The organism is Bifidobacterium leontopitheci (assembly GCF_009193355.1).
GTDB lineage: Bacteria > Actinomycetota > Actinomycetes > Actinomycetales > Bifidobacteriaceae > Bifidobacterium > Bifidobacterium leontopitheci.
Window position 1 is genome coordinate 1 of the sequence record NZ_WBVT01000071.1, and the last position, 4317, is coordinate 4317.

Consider the following 4317-nt stretch of genomic DNA (forward strand, 5'->3'; position numbering starts at 1 on the left):
GCCAGGCGATCCAGAACCTGGTGATCACGGGTTCGCTGATCACGATCGTCCCTCTGGTGATCGCGTTCCTGTGCCTGCAGAAGTACTGGCAGTCCGGCCTCGCCGCCGGCGCCGTCAAAGAATGACGTGCCGGTAACGGACCATCAATCCGGGGGACGCTCATGAGTGTGCCGGGACGATCGCCTGACCGTTCCGGCACCTTGCATACGTGGATGATGATCCGGCATACCGGTTCTGTCCGGCGGGGCGGCGGCAACCGCAGCCGAACCGGGCAACCCATGAACCACACAATGGAGTATCACCAATGACAAAACGCAGAAAACACAGCTGGCCGCAGCCGCTCAAGGGCGCCGAAGCCCGCATCTGGTACGGCGGCGACTACAACCCCGACCAGTGGCCCGAGTCGGTCTGGGATGAAGACATCGAGCTGATGCTCAAGGCCGGGGTGAACCTGGTCTCGGTCGGCATCTTCTCGTGGGCGAAGATCGAGCCGCGTGAAGGCGAGTACGACTTCGACTGGCTCGACCGCATCATCGACAAGCTCGGCCGCGCCGGCATCGCCGTCGACCTCGCCTCCGCCACCGCCTCGCCGCCGATGTGGCTCACGCAGGCGCACCCGGAGGTCCTGTGGAAGGACGAGCGCGGCGACACCGTCTGGCCGGGCGCCCGCGAGCACTGGCGTCCGACGAGCCCCGTGTTCCGCGACTACGCGCTTGCCCTGTGCCGCGCGATGGCCGAACACTACAAGGACAACCCGTATGTGGTCGCCTGGCATGTGAGCAACGAGTACGGCTGCCACAACCGCTTCGACTATTCGGACGATGCGCTGCGCGCCTTCCAGAAGTGGTGCCGCAAGCGCTACAAGACCATCGACGCGGTCAACGACGCCTGGGGCACCGCGTTCTGGGCGCAGCGGATGAACGACTTCTCCGAGATCATCCCGCCGCGCTACATCGGCGACGGCAACTTCATCAACCCCGGCAAGCTGCTCGACTACAAGCGGTTCAGCTCGGACGCGCTCAAGGAGTTCTACATCGCCGAACGCGACACGCTCGAGGAGATCACGCCGGGACGTCCGCTCACCACGAATTTCATGGTCTCCGCCGGCGGCTCGCTGCTCGATTATGACGACTGGGGCGCCGACGTCGACTTCGTCTCGAACGACCACTACTTCACCCCCGGCGAGGCGCACTTCGACGAGGTCGCCTATTCGGCCTCGCTGGTTGACGGCATCGCCCGCAAGCAGCCGTGGTTCCAGATGGAGCACTCCACGTCCGCGGTGAACTGGCGTCCGATCAACTATCGCGCCGAGCCTGGCTCCGTGGTGCGTGATTCGCTCGCGCAGGTCGCCATGGGCGCCGACGCCATCTGCTACTTCCAGTGGCGCCAGTCCAAGGCGGGCGCCGAGAAGTGGCATTCCTCCATGGTGCCGCACGCGGGCGCCGACTCGCAGATCTTCCGTGACGTGTGCGAGCTGGGCGTCGACCTCGGCCGCCTGTCCGAAGCCGGCGTGTTGGGCACGAAGCTCGACAAGGCCAAGGTCGCCGTCGTGTTCGACTACGAGTCCGAATGGGCCACCGAGCACACCGCCACGCCGAGCCAGCAGGTGCGCCACTGGACCGAGCCGCTCGACTGGTTCCGCGCCCTCGCCGACAATGGCATCACCGCCGACGTGGTGCCCGTGCGTTCCGACTGGGACACCTACAAGGCCGCCGTGCTGCCGTCCGTCTACCTGCTCAGCGAGGCGACGAGCCGCCGGGTGCGCGACTACGTGGCGAACGGCGGCAGGCTGTTCGTGACCTACTACACGGGACTTGCGGACGAGAACGACCACATCTGGCTGGGCGGCTATCCGGGCTCGATTCGTGACGTCGTCGGCGTGCGCGTCGAGGAGTTCTACCCGATGGGCGACGACCTGCCGGGCACGCCCGACCGCCTTGCGCTCGACAACGGCACGACCGCGCACGACTTCGCCGACGTGATCACCTCCACCGCCGACAGCGCCCGCGTGCTCGCGAGCTATCAGAGCGAGCCGTGGATCGGCATGAACGGCGTGCCGGCCATCGTGGTCAACGACTTCGGTGACGGCCGCAGCGCCTACGTGGGCTGCCGTCTGGGCCGCGAAGGCCTGGCCAAGAGCCTGCCTGCCATGCTTGAGGCCCTCGGCCTCGAGGAGTTGAAGGGCGACGGCCGCGTGCTGCGCGTGGAGCGTACGGATGAGGCCGGGGACCGTCACTTCGAGTTCCTGTTCAACCGCACCCATGATCCGGTCACCGTGTCGGCCGAGGGCGAGATCGTCGTCGCGTCGCTCGCCGACGCGCAGGCCGAGGATGGCAACGTGACCATCGCGCCGAACGGCGTGGTGGTAGTGAAACGATAAAACGCTGAATTGTCAGTGTTTTAAGCGCTATGAAGCGGCGTATGTCTGCGCAACACGCGGACATACGCCGCTTTGATTTTGCATTCTTTGGAATGCGTGTATAATACAAGATGTTATCGCAATCATTCATCTAACATCGTTGACGATGACAACCTCGCAGCCGAGGGGCGGCGGACCAAGCACCGGTCCCCGGCTGGATGCGGATGGATGTGAGCAGAACGAAATTGTTTCATCAACCGTCACGACGACGGCTGAAGGAAGGAGAAATGGAACGATGAAGTTCACGATGGGCAAGAAGGCACTGGCTCTCACCGGTGCCGTTGCGATGCTGGTCAGCGTCGCGGCGTGCGGTTCCGACAGCGGCTCCTCGCAGCCGACTCAGGAGAAGGACGTCAAGGAGATCACCGTGTGGGCCTGGGAGCCCACGCTGACCCAGGTCGCCAAGGACTTCACGAAGAAGACCGGCATCAAGGTCAACCTCAAGAACGTCGGCACCAACACCAAGGAATACCAGCAGCTCGACAACGCCATCTCCGCCGGCAAGGGCGCCCCTGACGTCGCCCAGGTCGAGTACTACGCCATCCCGCAGTACGCCATCAAGGACAACCTGCTCGACATCACCGACAAGACCTCCGGCTACGACAGCTTCTACACCCCCGGCCCGTGGTCCTCCGTCCAGGTCGGCGGCAAGGTCTACGGCCTGCCGATGGATTCCGGCCCGATGGCCTTCTTCTACAACAAGGACGTCTTCGACAAGGCCGGCGTCGACGCCACCAAGATCAAGACGTGGGACGACTACTACCAGGCCGCCAAGAAGATCCACGCCCTCGGCGACAACTACTACATCACGTCCGACACCGGCGACGCCGGCTTCTACGACTCGATGACGTGGCTCGCCGGCGGCCAGCCGTTCAAGACCTCCGATGACGGCTCCGAGGTGACCATCAACCTCACCGGCGACAAGAACGTCCAGAAGTTCAACGAGTTCTGGCAGAAGCTGCTCGATGAGGGCCTGCTCGACACCAAGACCACCGGCTGGTCCGAGGACTGGTTCAAGGGCATGGTCGACGGCACCATCGCCTCCCTGCTCACCGGCGCCTGGATGCCCGCCAACCTGGCGAACTCCGCCGCTGACGGTGCCGGCAAGTGGCGTGTCGCCCAGATGCCGACCGCTGACGGCTCCGCGACCAACTCCGAGAACGGCGGTTCCTCGCTCGCCATCCTGAAGTCCTCCACCAAGGCCGACGCCGCGTGGCAGTTCATCGAGTACGCGAACCACGGCGACGGCGTGGCCACCCGTGTGGCCGGCGGCGCATTCCCGGCTGACAAGGCCTCCATGGAGTCCGACTCCTTCAAGAACGCCACCACCGTCAAGAACTCCGAAGGCAAGGACGTGGACTACTTCGGTGGTCAGAAGTACAACGAGGTCCTCGCGCAGGCCGCTGAGAACGTCTCCTCCGACTACCAGTTCCTGCCCTTCGAGGTCAAGGCCCGCACCATCTTCGGCGATTACGTCGGCAAGTCCTACACCGGCAACCAGAAGCTGAGCGATGGCGTGGCCGCTTGGCAGAAGGCCCTGCAGGACTACGGCAAGGATCAGGGCTTCACGGTCAAGTAAGCTGACCTTCCCGGCCGGTGACGGCCGGGGATGATCTTCTCCTCCTATCGACTCCCTCTCCCCGGCAACGGGGAGGGGGAGTTTTTCATATCGGGGCCTTACCTTACTGCAGACGCAAACACGTTTCTCGGTACAGGGGCTGTCCGCGTGCAGGGTAAGGCGGACGGTATGACCGCCCTTGGCCCCCTCGGTTGAACTGCGCCCCAAAAGTTGGACGTGGTTTATTAAAGGGTACCAGACCGGGCTGTGGGGAACGTGTCCCGGAATTCCTCCGGGGTCAGTCCCCCCAGCCGTTCCTGGCGTCGTTTGGTGTTCCAGT

2 protein-coding genes and 1 pseudogene are annotated in these 4317 nt (G+C 64.2%); all 3 read left to right on the forward strand.

The features are described 5' to 3' along the window. Nucleotides 1-125, forward strand: a pseudogene (locus F7D09_RS10915) (carbohydrate ABC transporter permease); the annotation flags it as partial. A 179-nt stretch (nucleotides 126-304) separates the two neighbouring features. After that, entirely contained in the window at nucleotides 305-2380 is a 2076-nt protein-coding gene (locus tag F7D09_RS10920) for a beta-galactosidase (RefSeq protein ID WP_152235511.1), read from the forward strand. 274 nt (nucleotides 2381-2654) lie between these two features. Beyond that, the gene (locus tag F7D09_RS10925; protein WP_152235512.1) at nucleotides 2655-3998 is read left to right on the forward strand and encodes an ABC transporter substrate-binding protein; all 1344 of its coding nucleotides are present in this window, start codon (nucleotides 2655-2657) and stop codon (nucleotides 3996-3998) included. Nucleotides 3999-4317: the final 319 nt, after the last annotated feature.